Genomic DNA, 18,142 nt, shown 5'->3' on the forward strand with positions numbered 1-18,142 from the left:
ATCGGCCGCTCTCCGCCGGGCGGGCTCAGCGGCCGAAACTCGCCAGTTTCGCGCGCAGCTGGAGCACGGACTTGGTGTGGATCTGGCTGACCCGGCTCTCGGTCACACCCAGGACGTTGCCGATCTCGGCCAGGGTGAGCCCCTCGTAGTAGTACAGCGTCACCACGGTCTTCTCCCGCTCCGGGAGCGTGTTGATGGCCCGGGCGAGGAACCTCCGCAGCTCCCTGTCCTCGGCCACTTCCACCGGGTTGTCGGCGGCGGTGTCCTCCAGGGTGTCCATGAAGCTCAGCTGATCACCGCTGTCGCCCCCGGCGTGGAGCAGCTCCTCCAGGGCGACGACGTTCGCGAGCGACAGCTGGCTGAAAACCGCGTGCAGCTCGGCCACCGTGATGTCCAGCTCGTCGGCGACCTCGCTCTCCGACGGCGTGCGCCGCAGCCGCGCCTCCAGCGTGGCGTAGGCGCGCTCCACGTTGCGCGCCTTCTGCCGGACCGAGCGCGGGATCCAGTCCAGTGCCCGCAGCTCGTCGATCATCGCGCCCCGGATGCGGGTGATCGCGTAGGTCTCGAACTTGATCTCGCGGTCGACGTCGAACTTCTCGATCGCGTCGATCAGCCCGAAGACCCCGGAGGAGACGAAGTCCGCCTGCTCGACATTGGGCGGCAGCCCCACGCTGACCCGGCCGGCGACGTACTTCACCAGCGGCGAGTAGTGCAGGATCAGCTGCTCCCGCAGTCGTTCGTCCCCCGTCGCCTTGTACGACCGCCACAGCTCGTCGAGCGTCGAGGGAGCGGGCGGCCGCACGCTGCCACCGTCGCGGGCGGCTGGGGGGATCGCCGCCCGGTCGGACCCGGAGGTGTGCTGGGGCATTCGTCGCCTTGTGCCGTTCTGCCGTGGGCTGGTGCTGGCTGGATTCGCTGTCTGTCCGATGTCGAGTTGCCTGTCCGCGTCGGGATCCTCGTGAGCGTAGCGTGACTGTGGCGTCGCGGTGTGCGAAGGAGCGAGGTGGGACCCTGCGCAGATTCGTTCCGTGGGCCCTCCCACCGGGGCACGCCCGTCGCTCTGCGTGATCACCGGCGTGCCCCAACTGGCGTATTCCCCATGGGGTGTCGGGGTTCCCCCGGACGGCCGAACACGCTCCGTCAGCGGGTGTCGGGGCCTTCGCGGAGCGACGTCATCGCCTGGCGCGTCAACTTCCAGCTGTCGCCGTGTCGTTCGACGTAACCAAGTGCTCGTAGTTCGTACAGTCTCGCGATCGCGTCGTCCGGCGTGGTCTGCGCGGCGAGCGCGATCTCGTCCGGCCGGGCCGCTCCGCGTGCGGGAAGCGCGGCGAGGACCTGGCGCCCGGCCGGGTCGAGGAGGTCCCGGGGCAGCACCGGTCCCCGGCGTTCCGGTGCGAGCTCACCCATGTCGCCGACCAGCTCGACGACCTCGTCGGCGTCGGTGACGAGGACGGCGTCCTGGCGCAGCAGTTCGTGCACCCCGGCGGAGAGCCCGCTGGTGGCCGGCCCCGGGATCCCCATCGTGTGCCGGCCCAGACGCCGGGCCGCCCGGGCGGTCACCAGGGAGCCGCTGCGGTGGGCGGCCTCGACGACGACCGTGCCCCTGGTGAGCGCGGCGATGACCCTGTTGCGGAGGATGAACCTGCTCGGTGTCGGGTGATCGCCGGGCGGCAACTCGCCGACGACCAGGCCCTGTTCCGCGATCCTGCCGATGAGCCCGGCGTGTCCGCGCGGGTAGGGCCGGTCGACCCCGCAGGCGAGGACGGCGACCGTGGCGCCACCGGAGCCCAGCGCGCCGCGGTGGGCGGCACCGTCGACCCCGTAGGCGCCGCCGGAGACCACGATCCACCCGCGCTCGGCGAGGCCGGCCGCGAGGGTGGCGGCCATGTACGCGCCGTACTCGGTGCAGGCGCGGGCGCCGACCACGGCGACCGAGCGCAGCGCCCACATCCGCAGGTCCGCGCCCCCGCGCACCCACAGCCCGAGCGGCCGGGCGTCCCCCAGGTCGTCGAGCTGACCGGGCCATTCGGCGGCCCCGGGACAGACGAACCGCACCCCGGCCTTCCGCGCGACGGCGAGGTCCCTGCGCGGCTCGGCCCGCTCGGCCCGGGCGACCAGGGCGGCCCATCGCCTGCCACTCGCCCCGGGCAGCGGCTCACCACGCTCCCGCAGCCGCCGCACCACCGCGTCCACGCCGAGTTCCCGCACCCAGCGCCCGCCGGTCTCGTCGCCGGGTTCGACGACCCGGGTGAGGAGGATCCGGCCGAGCAGCTCGTCCCCGGGCCCGGCCGCGGCGCTCATACCGCCGCTCCGATGGCCATGGGCACCCCGCGCGGGACTCCGGTGCGCAGCTGCAGGGCGAGGGCGACGTCCGTGGCGTCGGGCCGGTCGTGTCCGGACAGGTCGGCGACGGTCCAGGCGACCCGCAGGACCCGGTCGAGGCCCCGCGCGGTGAGCACGCCCCGCTCCAGGCTCCGCTCGGCGTCGTCCATGGCGCCGGGCGCGGCGTGCCAGCGGCTGCGCAGCTCCCGTCCGGGGATGTCGCTGTTGGTGTGCCACGGTGTGCCGGTGAGCCGCGCGGCGGCGCGTTCCCTGGCGGTCCGCACCCGTTCGGCGACCGTGGCGGTGGCCTCTCCGCGGGCGCCGCCCGCCGTGAGTTCGGTGCGGGTGACGCGGTCGATCTCGACCCGCAGGTCGACCCGGTCGAGCAGCGGCCCGGACAGCCTGGCCTGGTAGCGGCGGACCGCGGAGGGCGGGCATTCGCACTGGTCGTTCGTCTGCGAGAAGCGCCCGCAGGGACACGGGTTGGCGGCGAGCACCATCAGGAAGCGCGCCGGGAAGCGCACGACCCCCGCACTGCGCGCGATGACCACGTGCCCGGCCTCCAGCGGCTGGCGCAGGGCGTCCAGCGCCCGGCTGCTGAACTCCGGGGTCTCGTCCAGGAACAGCACGCCCCGGTGCGACAGGGACACCGCTCCCGGCCGGGCCGTGCCGGGGCCGCCGCCGACGAGTGCCTGCATGGTGGCCGAGTGGTGCGGGGCGCAGTAGGGGGCCGTGTCGATCAAGGGCTTGCCCGGTGGCAGCAGGCCCGCCACCGAGTGCACGGCCGTCACCTCCAGGGACGCCTGCCGGTCGAGCGGCGGCAGGATCGACGGCAGCCGCTCCGCCAGTATCGTCTTGCCGGCGCCGGGTGGTCCCTCGAGGAAGAGGTGGTGTCCGCCCGCCGCGGCCACCTCCACCGCCGTCCGTGCCGAGAGCTGGCCCACGACGTCCGCGAGGTCGTGGCCCGGGTCGTGCTGTGCGGCGCCGGCGCCGTGCATGCCGGTGGCCGCGCCGGTGCCGGGGATGCGCAGCCCGGCCAGCAGCGGGTCGGGGCGCGTCGGCTCCTCGGCCGCCTCCTCCGGCACGGGCTCGTCGGTCAGTACCGCGATCAGCTGGCGCAGGCTGCGGATGCCCAGGACGGACACGCCCGGTACCAGCGAGGCCTCGGCGGCGGCGCACTCCGGCACGACCACCTGCTCGTATCCCGCGTCCGCCGCGGCCAGCACCGCGGGCAGGATGCCGCGCACCGGCCGCACCCGGCCGTCCAGTCCGAGTTCGCCGATCATCACGATGTCGGCGAGCACCCGCGGGTCGATCCGCTCGGCGGCGCCGAGCACGGCGCAGGCGACCGCGAGGTCGAAGCCGCTGCCCGCCTTCGGCACCGAGGCCGGACTGAGCCCCACGGTGAGCTTCTTCTGCGGCCACTCCGCGCCGGAATTGACCACGGCCGCCCTGACCCGGTCCCGGCTCTCCGTCAGGCTCTTGTCCGGCAGTCCCACCAGCGTGAACGCCGCGACCCCCGGTTCCAGGTCGGCCTGGACCTCGACGACCACGCCCTCGACGCCCACCAGCGCAACCGAGCAGGTACGGGCGAACCCCATCTCAGGCCACCCCCCGGACGTGCTCGACGACGGGTGCGCCGCGGGCCGGCAGCAGCACGCCGACCAGGTCGATACGGACCCCGCCGGGCGGTGCTCCCCCGTGTTCCTGGAGCCAGCGCTCCGCGAGTCCGCGCAGCCGGCTCGCCTTGGCCGGCGTGACCGCCTCCATGGGGTGCTGGAAGTGCCCCGCCCTGCGGGTCTTCACCTCGCAGACGACCAGGGCGTCACCGTCCCTGGCCACGATGTCGATCTCGCCGGTCCTGCCGCAGCGCCAGTTGCGCGCCAGAACCGTCATCCCCGCCTGCGTCAGCCGTCGTGCGGCCAGTGTCTCGCCGTACCTGCCGAGTGCGCTGCGTGCCCGTTGTGCGTTCATGTCGGCACCACCTCCGGCGCCTACGCTCGGGCACGCCGCCGCACGGAGTGGATCTTGGTGCACAACCCGGCGGTTGTGGACAACCGCGTCACCCGTGCGAGTGCACGCCGGTCACCCGCCCGGGAGCTCCAGATCGCTCTTGTTGAGCTCCTCGATGTTCACGTCCTTGAACGTCAGGACGCGCACCTGCTTCACGAACCTGGCCGGCCGGTACATGTCCCAGACCCAGGCGTCCGCCATGGACACCTCGAAGAACACCTCGCCCTGGACCGAGTGCACCTGCATCTCGTAGTCGTTGGTCAGATAGAAGCGCCGCTCGGTCTCGATCACGTATTTGAACAGACCGACGACATCGCGGTACTCCCGGTAGAGCTTCAGCTCCATCTCGGTCTCGTACTTCTCGAGGTCCTCGGCGCTCATGGCATGTTCCCCTTCAGCCGTGCGATCCCACCATTGTGCGCCAGTCCCGGGAATCACTGGACGATTTCGGTGTCCAGGGTCACGGGTCCGGCGGGGGGACCGTCGTCGAGCAGTGTCCGCAGCAGCTCGGCGAGTCTGGTCGGATACACCGTCTCATGCGCCCGAGCGAGTTCGGGGCACGTCCACCAGCGTGCTCCGGCGACACTGCGCCGCTCCAGCTCGGTCAGCGCCGTCGCCGCGGTGACCGTCTGGGTGGTGCGGGCGAGGTAGTACCACTCGTCCTGGTCCCAGCGGCGCCCGGCGAACGGGAAGGAGCACCTGCGCCGCCAGAGCACGGGCCCCAGCTCGACCTCCGTGATGCCGGTCTCCTCGGCGAGTTCCCTGAGCGCGGCCTGTTCCCGGGTCTCCTCGCCCTCGACACCGCCGCCGGGCGTGAACCACCAGTCGTCGGCGGGGTCGTCCGGTTCGTGGCCGTGCAGCAGGAGGATGCGGTCCCGCGGGTCGAGCAGCACGACCCGGGCGACCCGGCGCAGCCCGTCCGCGCAGGAGCCCTCGACCGCCGGAACCGGTTCAGCGGACACCGGCGGTCCCCGCGTTCGCGCGGGACGCGCCCGCCCGCTTGGCGAGGGGACCGTACGCGGCCCCGCCGAGCACGAGGACGGCGCCGGCGATCACAGCGCCGACGACGGTCCGCAGCGGGCCGGGTGAGGAGAGCGCACCGAGCTGCTCGAAGCCGGTGGGCGTCTTCAGCATGCCGTCCATCGGCCAGACCACGGCGTCGACCCGGGCCTGGACGGCGCCGCGGGAGACGGTGCCGCCGGCGGCGTCGGTCAGGTGGGCCGAGGAGTCGATGGACCCGGAACGCTCGTCACCGAGCAGGAACAGGCGGCCCTTCGGCACGGTCACCTCGGGGAAGGCGGCGAGCTCCGCCACCGTGTCCTCGGGGAGGTACGGTTCGTCGATCTCCTTGCCGTTCACCGTGAGCCTGCCGTCCTGGCAGCAGGAGACCTTGTCACCGCCGACGGCGACCACCCGCTTCACCATGGGGGCGTTCGACCACGTGGTGTCCGTGAAGACGACGACGTCACCCCGGCGGACGTCGCCGCCGTCGACGCGCTCGGCCAGCACCCGGTGGCCGGCGCCGATCGTCGGTGCCATCGAGGTGGTGGGCACGGTGTACGGCCGGTACACCACCGCTCCCCAGACGAACCCGCCGAGAAACAGCACCATGCCCAGGGCCACGGCCAGTCCGGACAGACGCTGCCCCGTCCGGCTGCCCGCCCGGACGCTGCCCGGGCCGCCGCTGCCGGGAACGGTACGCGTCGTGCTCTGACCACTCATGGGCCGCACCCTACCCGGCAGTACCGGACGCGGTCAGCCCTCCTGGCGGCCCGTTCCGTCGCCGTACCGGCGGCGTCGCCAGAGCACCAGCGGCACCGCGCCCGCGAGCGCGAGCCCCTGCGGGGCGGCCGACAGGGCCGCGGCGGACGACGAGGTGCCCAGACCGGGCTGGTCGAAGGTGTCGGGGACGGGCAGGTTGGTCCAGCGGTTGACCGGCCAGGCGATGACGACGGCGCGGCCGACGACCTTGTCCACGGGGACGAACCCGTCGTTGCTGTCGGCCCGGTTGTACCGCGAGTCCCGGGAGTTCTGGCGGTGGTCGCCCATGACCCAGATGTGACCCTCGGGGACCTTCACCTTGAACTGGCCGCCCTGGTCGTCCTGGCTGCACGGGGTGTTGCCGGGATACACATACGGCTCGTTCAGCGCCTTGCCGTTGACCTTCAGCGGGCCGGTGCCCTTGCACTCGATCGTGTCACCGCCGACGCCGACGACCCGCTTGATCAGGTCCTTCTCCTCCGCGGACGGCATCAGACCGATCCAGCTCAGGACCTTCTGCAGGGGGTTCGGATCCGGGGTCGGCTCACCCGCCAGCCAGTTGTCGGGGTCGTGGAAGACGACGACCTCGCCGCGCTCGGGCTCGGAGCCGAACCACGGGGTGAGCTTGTCGACCAGGACCCGGTCACCCTTCTGGAGGGTGTTCTGCATCGAGTCGGAGGGGATGGAGAACGCCTGCACCAGGAACGTCTTGATCAGCAGCGCCAGTACCAGCGCGATACCGATCAGGATGGGCAGTTCCTTCCAGAAGGAGCGGGGCTGCTTCGCCCGGGGGGTGCCGTCGCCGGAGCCTCCCTGCTCCGTGGGGGGCTGCCCGTCCCCGGGCCCGTCGCCGCCACCCGCCGAGAGGTGCTTCCCGGAGGTCACGGAGTCGTCCGCCGCCGGATAGGCCGCGTCCGCGGGACGCCCGCGGTGCTCCTCGCCCTCGCGTCCGGACCGTGCGCCAACCGCCGCATCCCCCACGCCAACTCCTCACTCTCTGCCGCCGCCCGCGCCATGCCCGGCGCAGGCCCACCACTCCCATAACGAGCGGGAGTTCCGCAGGGGTCGGGAGCTGGACCATTCCGTTGGGATCGTCCGGGGCAACCCTATGCGACAGCGGCGCGGCAGCGGTCGACCCCGGTGCGGAGTCCGACACGGAAGCGTAGGTGGTGGGTTCCTCCAGTGTGCTCCAGTGGCCGAGCGGCCAGGCGATGACCATCGCCCGGCCCACCACCTCGTCCTCGGAGACGGTGCCCTTGTAGGCGGTGTCCTGGTGGAAACGGGAGTCGGCCGAGTTCGCCCGGTGGTCGCCCATCACCCACAGCCGCCCCTCGGGCACGGTGATGTCGAACGGAGTCCTGGACGGGGCGTTGCCGGGGTAGAGGTAGTCCTCGTCCAGGGGCACGCCGTTGACGGTGACCCGGCCCTGCTGGTCGCAGCACTGGACCCGGTCGCCGCCGACGCCGACGACCCGCTTGATGAGGTCCTTCTCGTTCTCGGACGGCAGCAGTCCGATGAAGGTGAGCCCTTCCTTGATCTGCTTGATCCCGACGGGGTCCTCCTTCTTCGGGGTGGTCCGCTCGTCCTGGAGCCAGCCGCCGGGGTCCTTGAACACGACGACGTCCCCGCGCTGCGGCTTGGAGCCGAACCACGGGGTGAGCTTGTCGACGAGCACCCGGTCGCCGATCTGGATCGTCTGCTCCATGGAGCCCGACGGGATGACGAAGGCCTGTACGAGGAACGTCTTGAGCACCAGGGCGATCAGTACGGCCACGCCGACGAGGAGGGGGATCTCCTTGACCGCGCTCCGCCTGCGGCGCCGCTTGACCTTGCGCTGGAGCTTGCGCCGCTCGGCCCGGGAGCGCCCGGAGCCCGGGGCGGCCGCGCGGCGGGAGCCGGTGGGCAGCAGGTTCTCCGCGGGGCTCTCCGGGACACCGCGGGGTTTGCCGCGATTACCCATGACCGCCCCCCGCCGGACGGGCCGCGCTCGCCTCCGCGGCGGGCACCCGCGCGTAGGCGCCGGGCCGGTGCAGCCGGGTGGCACGGTCGGGCGGCCACACGATCCCGTCGGCGCGGCCGATGACCCCGGCCACGGGGATCATGCCTCCGCCGGGCGAACCGAGGTGGTCGCGGGAGTCGCTGGAGTTGCTGCGGTGGTCACCGAGGACGAACAGCCGGCCGTCGGGCACGACGACGTCGAACGGCACCGTGGAGGGTCTGTCACCGGGGAACAGGAAACCCGACTCGTCGACCGAACGGCCGTTCACCCGGATCATCCCCTCCCTGTCACAGCAGACCACGTGGTCCCCGCCCACCCCGACGACCCGTTTGATGTAGTCGGCCTCACCGAAATACCCGGTGCCGTCGAACACAATCACGTCGCCGCGGTCCGGCCCGTCGCCGAAGCGGTACGCCAACTTGTTTACGAGAACGCGGTCCCCGTCCCTCAATCCGCGTTCCATCGATCCACTGGGAATCTCGAACGGCCGCGCCACGAAGGTGTTGACGGCCAGCAGGAACAGCAGACAGAGCAGCAGGGTCAGGGTAATGCGCCCGCCGGGGAGCCACTGCGTGATGCGGGGCACCAACGCGGAGCGCGACCGCTCCTCCGGCCCCGGCGTCCCCGAGCTGTTCTCGGGTCCGGCAGGGGGGAAGGAACGGTCGCGCTCCGTCGGCTGTGCTTCGGTGTCCATCGGGGCCAGATGCTATCCGGCCCCGGTGTGGCTCCGGTAAAGCGCTCAGTTCGCGCGCTTCTCCTTGATCTTCGCCGCCTTGCCGCGCAGCTCGCGCAGGTAGTACAGCTTGGCGCGGCGGACGTCGCCCCTGGTGACGAGCTCGATCTTCTCCACGATCGGGGTGTGCACCGGGAAGGTGCGCTCGACGCCGACGGAGAAGGAGACCTTGCGGACCGTGAAGGTCTCGCGGACGCCGGCACCCTGGCGGCGGATCACCACGCCCTTGAACTGCTGCACACGGGAGCGGTTGCCCTCGATGACGCGCACGTGGACGTTGACGGTGTCGCCGGGGCGGAACGCCGGGACGTCGCTGCGCAGCGACGCGGAGTCGACGGAGTCGAGGAGGTGAGACATGTCGTCTGCTTTCTTCGCTGATGCCGCAGGTCATCAACGGCAACTGGAGTGACGGATCACGGGGGTGCGATGCGGGCGGGCGTCGTGTCCCCCTGCGGCAGGGGCGCACGCCGGACGACGCACAACAGCGGCCTATTGTTCCACGCCGTCCGTCCTGCGCCAAAATCGGCCGTACGGCTCTCCCGCGGGGTCCGGTTCCCAGCCCAGGATGGACAGCATCTCGCGGTCCTTCTTGTCGAACACCTTGGGATCGCAGCGCTCGATGAGGTCCGGCCGGTGGGCCGTGGTGCGGCGCAGCGCCTCGTCGCGCCGCCAGCGGGCGATCCTGCCGTGGTGGCCGCTGAGCAGTACGTCGGGGATGCCGCGGTCGCGCCAGGAGGGCGGCTTGGTGTAGACGGGGCCCTCAAGGAGGTTGGCCATGGCGCCGGGGGCGAAGGAGTCGTCGCGGTGCGATTCGGCGTTGCCGAGGACGCCGGGGAGCAGTCTGGCCACGGCCTCGGTGACGACGAGGACGGCCGCCTCGCCGCCGGCCAGGACGTAGTCGCCGATGGACACCTCGTACACGGGCATCCGGGTCGCGTACTCGTCGACGACACGGCGGTCGATGCCCTCGTAGCGGGCCGGGGTGAAGATCAGCCAGGGGCGCTCGGAGAGGTGGACCGCCAGTTCCTGGGTGAAGGGACGGCCGCTGGGGGTGGGGACGATCAGGGCCGGCCCGCGGGAGCCGGCCTCGTAGCCGTCGGCCAGGACCGAGTCCAGCGCGTCCCCCCACGGCTCGGTCTTCATGACCATGCCGGGGCCGCCGCCGTACGGGGTGTCGTCGACGGTGTGGTGCCGGTCGTGGGTCCAGGAACGCAGGTCGTGCACGTGGACGTCGAGCTGTCCGCGTGCGCGTGCCTTGCCCACGAGGGAGACGTTCAGCGGGTCCAGGTACTCGGGGAAGATGGTGACGACGTCGAGCCGCATCACGCCTCGTCCCCGGAGTCCCTGGAGTCCCTGGAGTCCCTGGAGGAGGCGATCTCCGCGCGGTCGTCGATCAGGCCCGGCGGCGGGTCGATGACGGCCCGCTGCTCCTCAAGGTCGATCCCGGTGACGATCTCCTCGACGAACGGGACGTACACCTCGGTGCCGTCGGGGCGCTCGACCACGAAGAGGTCCTGCGTGGGCAGGTGCGAGATCTCGGTGATCCGGCCGACCTCGGTGCCGTCCACGGTCACCACGTCCAGGTCGATCAGCTGGTGGTCGTAGTACTCGTCCGGGTCCTCGGGCCGCTCCTCGGGATCGACGTCGGCGATCAGGAGGGTGTTGCGCAGCGCCTCGGCGCCGTTGCGGTCGTGCACGCCCTCGAAGCGCAGCAGGAGGCGGCCGCTGTGCACACGGCCGGTCTCGATGGTCAGCGGGCCGACGGAGGCGGGGTCGGTGGCCAGGACGGCACCGGGTCCGAGCCTCAGCTCCGGTTCGTCGGTGCGGACCTCCACGGTGACCTCGCCCTTGATGCCATGGGCGCGGCCGATGCGAGCGACTACCAGCTGCACTGTGCTTGATCTCCTGTCGAAACTGCGACGAGCCACTCACGGCTCATACGACTGCGGGCCGGGGACGGCCCAGTGGCCCTCCCCGGCCCGAGCCGGTGCTGCGTTTGGCGTCAGCGGACGTGGTCCACGTCGACGAGGTCGACGCGGACACCGCGGCCGCCGATGGCGCCCACGACGGTGCGCAGCGCGCGTGCGGTGCGGCCGTTGCGGCCGATCACCTTGCCGAGGTCGTCCGGATGGACCCGGACCTCGAGCACGCGACCGCGACGCAGGTCGCGCGAGGCGACCTGCACATCGTCAGGGTTGTCGACGATGCCCTTCACGAGGTGCTCGAGAGCCTCCTCGAGCATGCTCAGGCCTCGGTCGACGCGGACTCGGCGGCGGCCTCGTCCTTCTTCTCAGCCTTCTTCTTCTGGGTGATCGCCTCACCCTTGCCCTCGTCGTCGCCACCGATCGCCTCGAACGACGGACGGGCGGGCTTCTCGGCCTGCTGGAGCAGCGGAGCAGGGGCGGGCTCGCCCTTGAACTTCTGCCAGTCGCCGGTCTTCTTCAGGATGGCGAGCACGGGCTCGGTCGGCTGGGCGCCGACACCGAGCCAGTACGCCACGCGCTCGGCGTCGACCTCGATCACCGACGGGTTGTACGTCGGGTGGTACTTGCCGATCTCCTCGATGGCCCGGCCGTCACGGCGGGTACGGGAGTCGGCGACGACGATGCGGTAGTGAGGCGAACGGATCTTGCCCAGACGCTTCAGCTTGATCTTGACTGCCACGGGAGTGGGTTCTCCTGGATTTGACGTGGTTGGGCACGGCGGAAATGCCGCGTGGGGTTGCGGTACCCGAGTGCCCGACGGACGCGTCAGCCGGAGGAGAGAGGGGTCCTGTGCGGCTGTCGAGTACAGCTGACCATTCTGCCACACCCTGGGAGGCGCGTTTGCCACGGGGTGTGAGCGGGCGGGCACGCCGGAGCGGCACCCGGCGTATCGGTGACCGTACGCCGGGTGCGCGCCCATGCGTCCCGGCGGCACGACCGCCCGCGGTGACGGCGGCGCGGCTGGACGCGGCGGCGCAGGACGGCGGGCCGGTCCCGGCACCCACGAGGTGCCGGGGGTCAGCTTGCCGCCGCTACTTCCGGAATGCGGAACGGCTTGCCGCAGCCGCCGCAGACGATCGGGGCCTGGGCCAGGACCGAGGGGACGACGCGGACGTTGCGGCCGCAGTCGCAGACGGCCTTGACACGCACGCCGCCGCCCGAGGAACCGTGCCGTGCGGCCGGCCCGCGGAAGCTGCGGGCGGTGTCGCCCGCGGTCGCCGCGGTGTGGGCCTTGAGGGCGCGGTGCAGGCGTTCCGTCGTGGGACGGTAGCGGCGCTTCGCCTCGGGAGTGAGCGTGACCAGTGAGAAACCACTGCTGGGATGGGGCTCCTCGGGGTGGTCCAGGCCCAGTTCCTCGGCGATCGCGAGGAATCTGCGGTTGTGGTAGCGGCCGGCGCGGGATGTGTCGCGTACGCCGCGCGCTGCGGCGACGCCGTGGACTGCCTCGTGCAGCAGTCGTTCGAAGGAGAGCTCGTGACCGCACGCGGACGACGACTCCCCGATCAGAGACTCGGGCGCGGCAAGATCGGGCAATTCGGGGTGGTACCGCTGAATGTCGGCCCACGCCTGTGCCAGCTCTGCGGCGAGTACAGGTGGTGTCTGTGTCGTGCTCACGTAATGACAACGAGCGCGGGTACCTCTGTGTTCCGATTCCGGGGCATCCCAAATATTTTGCACGTACCCGTCAGTTGCCGCTGATGCGCTCTGACGAGGGCGGGTGCGCTGATCTGCGGAGAAGCCTCGCAGCTCACCTCAAGGTGGTGCGTAGGCTGACGTACGCCCCGCGCGTAAGCGGTCCATACGCGCCGGTGCGTGTGAGGTCCCGGGGTGCGCAAGGGGGCGTTTCGGCCGTCTCGCGGCGACAGGGCGCCCGGCCCCACCGGGAGCGCCACGCCCGCGACGTTACCGGGTCCCCCACCGGCCCCGCGCACCGCCCCACCCCCCGCCCCTCCGGCCCGTCGGCCCTGGCCGGAACCGGCGCCCGGGTGCCCTCGCCATGTGGGACGCACGGCCGCGGATTACCGGGATGTGAATTCTTGCCACTGGCACGAGCAACTACCAAGCCGCCGCCGCATTCCACTGGACGACACGTCGAGGGCGGAGTTTCCTGGCATACGGGGGGTGTGCGGGCGCACTGCACGGGGGCCAGGTAATCGGGCACTGCGGCAACTCTCGGCTGATTGGGGCGCTTACCTATGACACCTACGCTCGTGCGGCAGCACCTGCCTCACACGGGGGCCTCCCCCCGCGTGGACCTGCGTGCACGCGCGCGTGACTGGTCCGAGATCCAGGAGCGGATGCTCGTACCGCTCTACGAGGCCGTCTACGAGCGACTGGACGTGGGTCCCACGACACGACTGCTCGGTCTCGGCTGCGGCTCCGGACTGGCCCTGCTGATGGCGGCCTCGCGCGGTGCCACGATCACCGGCGTCGACGCCTCCGCCGACCGGCTGGCCCTCGCGCGCGAGCGGCTGCTGCCCGGCGAGCGGGAGGCTCACGCGCCTGCCGGCACCAGGATCGTGCACGGCTCACCGGCGGACACGGCCCGCGCGGACGCGTCCGCGTACACCGTGGTGACCGCGTTCGAGCCGATCGGCTGTCTCGCGGGAGACGCGGAGGGGCTCGGCGAACTGCTCGCCGAGGCGGTGCCGCTCGCCGGGCGCGGGGCGGCCGTGGTGCTGGCCGGCTGGGGTCCGCCGGAGCGGTGCGCCACGGCGTCCGTGCTCCGGGTGGCCGCCAAGCTCGCGGAGCCGCTGCGCGGCGGGGGCACCTGGCGCCCCACCGACCGCGACGACCTGGAGCGGGTCGCCGAGCGGGCGGGACTGCGGCCGGACGGTTCCGGGCGGGTGGCCTGCCCCTTCGGCTACGCCGACGCGGACAGCGCGGTGCGGGGCCTGAAGTCGACCGGCCTGTTCGACCCGGCGATCACCGCCACGGACCAGGTGCAGGTCGACAAGGAGCTGACGGAAGCCCTGCATCCGTACCAGCGGCACGACGGAACCGTGTGGATGCCGAACGTGTTCCGGTACCTCGTCGCGCGCACCCCCTGAGACACACCGCTGGGGCGCCCCTCGTTCGAGGGACGCCCCAGCGGCGCGGACCGGCGAGGGCCTCAGCCCATGAACTTCTTGAACTCGTCGGGCAGCTCGAAGTCCTTGCCGCCCTGCTGCGGCAGACCGAAGGCACTGCCGCCCTCCGCGGCGGCGGCACGGCGCGCGGCGGCCTCCTGCTCCTGCTGCTTGCGCTTCATCGGGTTGCCGGAGCGCTGCTTGCCCTTGGCCTGCTTCTGCTTCTTCTTCGCCCGGCCGGGACCGCCGCCCATGCCCGGCATCCCGGGCATCCCCGGCATGCCACCGCCCTGAGCCATGCGCGACATCATCTTCCGCGCCTCGAAGAACCGCTCGACCAGGTTCTTCACCGCGCTGACCTCGACACCGGAGCCCTTGGCGATACGGGCACGGCGCGAGCCGTTGATGATCGTCGGCTCCTGGCGCTCGGCCGGGGTCATCGACTTGATGATCGCGGCGGTGCGGTCGACGTCGCGCTCGTCGAGGTTGTTGATCTGGTCCTTGATCTGACCCATGCCGGGCAGCATGCCGAGCAGCTTGCTGATGCTGCCCATCTTCCTGACCTGCTCCATCTGGGCCAGGAAGTCGTCCAGGGTGAAGTCCTGGCCCTTCTTCGACGCCAGCTTGGAGGCCATCTTCTCGGCCTCTTCCTGACTGAACGTCTTCTCCGCCTGCTCGATCAGGGTGAGCAGGTCACCCATGTCGAGGATGCGGGAGGCCATCCGGTCCGGGTGGAAGGCGTCGAAGTCGTCGAGCTTCTCACCGTTGGACGCGAACATGATCGGCTTGCCGGTGATCTGCCGGATCGACAGCGCCGCACCACCGCGCGCGTCACCGTCGAGCTTGGAGAGCACCACGCCGTCGAAGCCGACGCCGTCACGGAAGGCCTCGGCGGTGTTGACCGCGTCCTGACCGATCATCGCGTCGACGACGAACAGGATCTCGTCCGGGGAGACCGCGTCCCGGATGTCCGCGGCCTGCCGCATCATCTCCTGGTCGATGCCCAGGCGGCCGGCGGTGTCCACGATCACGATGTCGTGGACCTTGGTCCGCGCGAACTCGATGGAGTCCTTGGCGACCTTCACCGGGTCGCCCACGCCGTTGCCCGGCTCGGGCGCGTAGACGGCCACGCCCGCGCGCTCGGCGACGACGCTCAGCTGGTTGACGGCGTTCGGGCGCTGGAGGTCGGCGGCGACCAGCACCGGCGAGTGGCCCTGCTCCTTCAGCCAGCGGCCGAGCTTGCCCGCGAGGGTGGTCTTACCGGCACCCTGCAGACCGGCCAGCATGATCACGGTCGGCGGCTGCTTGGCGAAGCGCAGCCGGCGGGTCTCGCCGCCGAGCACGTGAACGAGCTCGTCGTTGACGATCTTGAGAACCTGCTGGGCGGGATTCAGCGCCTTGGAGACCTCGGCGCCCAGCGCCCGCTCCTTGACGTTCTTGATGAACGTGCGGACGACCGGCAGAGCCACGTCCGCTTCCAGCAGGGCGATGCGGATCTCACGCGCCGTGGCGTCGATGTCCGCTTCGCTCAGCCGGCCTTTTCCGCGGAGGTTTTTGAAGGTCGCGCTGAGGCGGTCGGAGAGAGTATCGAACACGGCGGCGTCGGTCCTCGGGGTCGGGGGCGGAACTGGGCTGCCCTCCAGGGTATCCGGCCCAGCAAGCAAATCGCCCCCACCCACTGCGTCGAGTGGACGGGGGCGGATCCCCGCACCGCAGGGAGCAACCAAGAATCGTGATGAGCTCGTCGTTCACGATCGGACCATTCCCGCGTCGGCGGGGAGCACAGCCGGTAAACGCTCAGAGCGACCACGAAGTCACGCCCGCAGCGCCTCCTCCAGCTTCCGGGCCACGGCCACCGCCTCCTCGGCCGGCAAAGGCACACCGCGCTCTTGCGTCACGTAAAAGGCGTCGACCGCGTTCGCGCCCAGCGTGCCGGCGTGCGCGCTGCGCACGCGCACGCCCGCGTCCTCCAGCGCCCGTCCGATGCGGAACAGCAGCCCGGGGGCGTCCTGCGCGCGGACCTCGATCACCGTGGCGTGCCGGGAGGCGGCCGGGGCGACCGTCACGCGCGGCGGGGGCGCGACCACCCCGCGCCGTCTCGGGTACGCGGCGTCCCGCTCGGCGAGGCGGCCCGCGATGTCGAGGCTGCCGTCCAGGGCGCGTACGAGGTCGGCGCGGAGCCGGGCGGCCTGGGGAAGGGAGCCGTACTCGGCGGCGACCCGCCAGTCCAGCAGGAGCACGGAGCCGTCGACCCCGGCGGGGAGGTCCAGGGCCCGCAGCTCGGCGGTCCGCACGGTCAGCCGGTGCAGGGCGAGCACCCCGGCCGCCGCGGGCAGCACGCCCGCCTGGTCGGGCACGGCGATGAGCAGCTCCACGCCCAGCGGCTCGGGGTCGCCGGAGGGTTCGGCGGACGGTTCGGTCTGGGCCCGCAGGGACAGCACGGGCGCGCCCGTGGCGACGGCCTCGAGGGCGAGACGCTCGTGCTCCGCGGTGTGTGCGGCCTCCGCGGGGTCGGCCGGGACGTCTCCGGACAGCACGGCGGAGACCCGTCCGACCAGGTCGGCCACGAGCGAGGCGCGCCACGACGACCAGGCTGCCGGTCCGGTGGCGAGGGCGTCCGCCTCGGTGAGGGCGTGCAGCAGGTCGAGGGTGCCCTGGGAGCGGACGGCCTCGGCGACCGCGCGCACGGTGGCCGGGTCGTCCAGATCGCGCCGGGTGGCGGTCTCGACGAGCAGGAGGTGGTGGCGTACGAGGGTGGCGATCACGGCGACGTCGTGGTGCTCGAAGCCGATGCGGGCGGCCACGTCCTTGGCGATGACCTCGCCGGCCACCGAGTGGTCGCCGGGCCACCCCTTGCCGATGTCGTGCAGCAGCGCGGCGACCAGCAGCAGGTCGGGCCGGTGCACGCGCCGGGTGAACTCGGAGGCGCGCACGGCGGTCTCGATGAGGTGCCGGTCCACGGTCCACAGGTGGACGGCGTTGCGCTGGGGGCGGCAGCGGACCCGTTCCCAGTCCGGAAGCAGGCTGTTGACCAGGCCCTCCGCCTCCAGCGCCTCCCAGACCTGCACCGTGGGCCGACCGGAACCCAGCAGGGTCACCAGTTGTTCCCGCGCCTCGGCGGGCCAGGGTGTGGGCAGGGGGCGTGCGCCGGTCGCCATGCGCCGTACGGCGTGCAGGGAGAGCGGGAGGCCGGCCTGGGCGGCGGCGGCCGCGGCGCGCAGGGGAAGCACGGGGTCGCGTTCGGGGCGCGCGGCGCGGGCGAGTACCACCTCGCCGTCCTGTTCCACGACGCCCTCGGCCAGCGGGGAGCGCTCGGGCACCGGTTTGCCGCCGCCGAGGATGGCGCGCAGCCGGGGCCGTACCGCGCGGGAGCGCAGAACGCGCCCCACTTCGCGCCAGGTGACGTCACCCGCGTAGGCGATGACCCGCGCGGCCTCGTAGACCTGGCGCAGCAGCACGTCCGCGTCGAGCAGGCCGAGCTCGGCCGCGACCTGGTCCTGCTCCTGGAGCGCGAGCCGGTCGGTCGCCCGGCCGGTGGTCAGATGCAGGGCGTCGCGTACGTCGAGGAGCCGGCGGCGGGCGTCGGCCAGGCCCTCGCGCGGTGCGTCGGCGACCCAGGAGGCGGCCACCGCGCGCAGGGCGGTGGCGTCGCGCAGGCCGCCGCGGGCCTCCTTGAGGTCGGGCTCCAGGAGGTACTGCAGTTCGCCCTGCCGTCCGGCGCGTTCCTCGCACAACTCCCGCAGGGCGGGGAGACGTTTCGGCGCCTGGTTGCGCCAGTCGGCGAGCACGGCCGTACGCAGCGCGGTGGTGAGACCGAGGTCGCCGGCGATGTGCCGGGCGTCGAGCAGGCCGAGCTGGACCTTGAGGTCCTCGCCCGCGGTCCGGCGGGCCTCGGCCGGGGTGCGGACGGAGTGGTCGAGGGCGAGGCCGAGGTCCCAGACGGGGTACCAGAGGCGGTCCGCGAGAGCGGCGACCGCACGGGGGTCGCCGCCGTCGTGCAGCAGGAGCAGGTCGAGGTCGCTGCGCGGGGAGAGTTCCGCGCGCCCGTAGCCGCCCACGGCGACCAGGGACACTCCGCGCGACCCCTCGGTGCCGGCCGTGAACAGTCCGGTGAGCCACCGGTCCGTGAGGTCCGCGAGAGCGGCACGGCGCGGCGGCCCGGACCGCGCCTTCTCGTTGAGAAGGCGCAGCCGGGCCGCCGCGTAGCCGCTGGGTCCCGAGTCCTCTGCCTCGTTCTGCATGTCCGTCCTCGTCACCCGGC

18 protein-coding genes and 1 pseudogene are annotated in these 18,142 nt (G+C 72.2%); 1 reads left to right on the forward strand and 18 read right to left on the reverse strand.

Annotated features, from left to right (window positions below):
- Positions 1–25 precede the first annotated feature (25 nt).
- From whiG to F1615_RS17540, 16 genes and pseudogenes are all read right to left on the reverse strand, one after another.
- Complete coding sequence (whiG, locus tag F1615_RS17465; RefSeq protein WP_149549922.1) at positions 26–868, reverse strand: RNA polymerase sigma factor WhiG; 843 nt, start codon at positions 866–868, stop codon at positions 26–28.
- Positions 869–1,140: 272 nt separating this feature from the next.
- Positions 1,141–2,301: a DNA-processing protein DprA gene (dprA, locus tag F1615_RS17470; protein ID WP_149549923.1), complete on the reverse strand. Its 1,161-nt coding sequence runs from the start codon at positions 2,299–2,301 to the stop codon at positions 1,141–1,143.
- The gene (locus F1615_RS17475; RefSeq protein WP_149549924.1) at positions 2,298–3,923 is read right to left on the reverse strand and encodes a YifB family Mg chelatase-like AAA ATPase; all 1,626 of its coding nucleotides are present in this window, start codon (positions 3,921–3,923) and stop codon (positions 2,298–2,300) included. Before F1615_RS17475 ends, dprA begins: the two co-directional genes overlap by 4 nt.
- A 1-nt stretch (position 3,924) precedes the next feature.
- Positions 3,925–4,296 (reverse strand): YraN family protein, encoded by a 372-nt coding sequence (locus F1615_RS17480; protein WP_149549925.1) that lies wholly within the window; start codon positions 4,294–4,296, stop codon positions 3,925–3,927.
- Between the two features lie 111 nt (positions 4,297–4,407).
- Entirely contained in the window at positions 4,408–4,716 is a 309-nt protein-coding gene (locus F1615_RS17485) for a DUF2469 domain-containing protein (protein ID WP_003965949.1), read from the reverse strand.
- A gap of 53 nt (positions 4,717–4,769) precedes the next feature.
- On the reverse strand, positions 4,770–5,297 hold the full coding sequence (locus F1615_RS17490; protein WP_149549926.1) for an NUDIX hydrolase: 528 nt from the start codon (positions 5,295–5,297) through the stop codon (positions 4,770–4,772).
- The gene (gene lepB / locus F1615_RS17495) at positions 5,287–6,057 is read right to left on the reverse strand and encodes a signal peptidase I (protein ID WP_149549927.1); all 771 of its coding nucleotides are present in this window, start codon (positions 6,055–6,057) and stop codon (positions 5,287–5,289) included. Before lepB (F1615_RS17495) ends, F1615_RS17490 begins: the two co-directional genes overlap by 11 nt.
- Positions 6,058–6,090: 33 nt before the next feature.
- Positions 6,091–7,077 (reverse strand): signal peptidase I, encoded by a 987-nt coding sequence (gene lepB / locus F1615_RS17500; protein ID WP_244328775.1) that lies wholly within the window; start codon positions 7,075–7,077, stop codon positions 6,091–6,093.
- A pseudogene (gene lepB, locus F1615_RS36980) lies at positions 6,968–8,056 on the reverse strand (signal peptidase I); the annotation flags it as partial. The gene lepB (F1615_RS17500) and the pseudogene lepB (F1615_RS36980), both read right to left, overlap by 110 nt.
- Complete coding sequence (gene lepB / locus F1615_RS17510; protein ID WP_149549930.1) at positions 8,049–8,789, reverse strand: signal peptidase I; 741 nt, start codon at positions 8,787–8,789, stop codon at positions 8,049–8,051. The gene lepB (F1615_RS17510) and the pseudogene lepB (F1615_RS36980), both read right to left, overlap by 8 nt.
- A 45-nt stretch (positions 8,790–8,834) precedes the next feature.
- Positions 8,835–9,185, reverse strand: a complete 351-nt coding sequence (gene rplS / locus F1615_RS17515; protein ID WP_149549931.1) for a 50S ribosomal protein L19 — start codon at positions 9,183–9,185, stop codon at positions 8,835–8,837.
- A 132-nt stretch (positions 9,186–9,317) separates the two neighbouring features.
- On the reverse strand, positions 9,318–10,151 hold the full coding sequence (trmD, locus tag F1615_RS17520) for a tRNA (guanosine(37)-N1)-methyltransferase TrmD (protein WP_149550055.1): 834 nt from the start codon (positions 10,149–10,151) through the stop codon (positions 9,318–9,320).
- Positions 10,151–10,720 (reverse strand): ribosome maturation factor RimM, encoded by a 570-nt coding sequence (gene rimM / locus F1615_RS17525; RefSeq protein WP_149549932.1) that lies wholly within the window; start codon positions 10,718–10,720, stop codon positions 10,151–10,153. The genes trmD and rimM overlap by 1 nt, the downstream gene beginning before the upstream one ends.
- 110 nt (positions 10,721–10,830) lie before the next feature.
- Positions 10,831–11,070, reverse strand: a complete 240-nt coding sequence (locus F1615_RS17530) for an RNA-binding protein (RefSeq protein WP_005479813.1) — start codon at positions 11,068–11,070, stop codon at positions 10,831–10,833.
- A gap of 2 nt (positions 11,071–11,072) precedes the next feature.
- Positions 11,073–11,492, reverse strand: coding sequence for a 30S ribosomal protein S16 (gene rpsP, locus F1615_RS17535; protein WP_037933314.1), 420 nt, complete (start codon positions 11,490–11,492; stop codon positions 11,073–11,075).
- 338 nt (positions 11,493–11,830) lie between these two features.
- Positions 11,831–12,427 carry a hypothetical protein gene (locus tag F1615_RS17540; RefSeq protein ID WP_037933313.1) on the reverse strand — a complete coding sequence of 199 codons (597 nt, stop codon included), beginning with the start codon at positions 12,425–12,427 and terminating at the stop codon, positions 11,831–11,833.
- A 581-nt stretch (positions 12,428–13,008) separates the two neighbouring features.
- Between F1615_RS17540 and F1615_RS17550 the strand changes: the two genes are divergently transcribed.
- Complete coding sequence (locus F1615_RS17550; RefSeq protein ID WP_149549934.1) at positions 13,009–13,863, forward strand: methyltransferase domain-containing protein; 855 nt, start codon at positions 13,009–13,011, stop codon at positions 13,861–13,863.
- Between the two features lie 62 nt (positions 13,864–13,925).
- Here F1615_RS17550 and ffh read toward each other — a convergent pair whose 3' ends face one another.
- Complete coding sequence (gene ffh / locus F1615_RS17555) at positions 13,926–15,476, reverse strand: signal recognition particle protein (RefSeq protein ID WP_149549935.1); 1,551 nt, start codon at positions 15,474–15,476, stop codon at positions 13,926–13,928.
- Positions 15,477–15,695: 219 nt separating this feature from the next.
- Entirely contained in the window at positions 15,696–18,122 is a 2,427-nt protein-coding gene (locus F1615_RS17560) for a [protein-PII] uridylyltransferase (protein ID WP_425385650.1), read from the reverse strand.
- Positions 18,123–18,142 lie beyond the last annotated feature (20 nt).

Origin of the sequence: Streptomyces marokkonensis, from assembly GCF_008312835.1 — a bacterium.
GTDB classification, from domain to species: domain Bacteria; phylum Actinomycetota; class Actinomycetes; order Streptomycetales; family Streptomycetaceae; genus Streptomyces; species Streptomyces marokkonensis_A.